At 38.9% G+C, this 687-nt stretch carries 1 protein-coding gene; it reads right to left on the bottom strand.

The window, feature by feature from the left end; translation table 11 throughout:
- A partial coding sequence (locus tag AC2FA3_RS15040; protein ID WP_490510288.1) for an IS1595-like element ISPssp3 family transposase occupies positions 1–647 on the bottom strand: 647 nt, incomplete at its 3' end.
- Positions 648–687 lie beyond the last annotated feature (40 nt).

The following is a 687-nucleotide window of genomic DNA, read 5'->3' on the forward strand; positions in this document are numbered from 1 at the left end:
TTCAAACCCTGTTTAACCCATTGTTTTAATTGTAGTAATTGCGACTTTGGGTCACTGTGATTAAAACGCCACTCACATTCCTTTAAATAGAGGTGAAAATACTCTTTTGGAACTCCGTTAAACTTACGTAGATGCCGTTTAGCTTGGTTCCAAAAGTTCTCTATACCATTAATGTGATTCTTGTCATTAACAAAGGTTTTGGAGTGGTTGATACGATAATGAGTAAACTCACTGACATCTAATGCGTTATAGCTTTTAAATGAGTCAGTATAAACAATGCTATCAGGCTTCACTTTTTCTCTTATGATGGGGATCAAAGTATCTGCTTTAGCATTGGGTATAATACAAGCGTAGACCTTGCCATTACGCTTTAATAGACCAAACACGGGCACTTTGCTACCAGCACCTCGCCCTCGCTTGCCTTTACGAGTTCCACCAAAGTATGATTCGTCTACTTCGATTTCGCCTTCAAATAGACCAGGGTCTTGACTATTCTCGTAAATAAGCACTCGTAGCCTATGAAAGTAATAACTGGCTGTGGTTTTATTAACACCAACTAAGCTTGCTGCTGTTCTCGCGGTAGAACCGGCAACAAATAACTCGATTAGTCTGCTTTGTTTATACCAACTTAGTTTACTCTTTCTCATAGTGCTATCCTAAATAATTTTACTTATCTAGGACAGCCCC

This window comes from Janibacter sp. CoH_79_TC_3 (genome assembly GCF_058197955.1).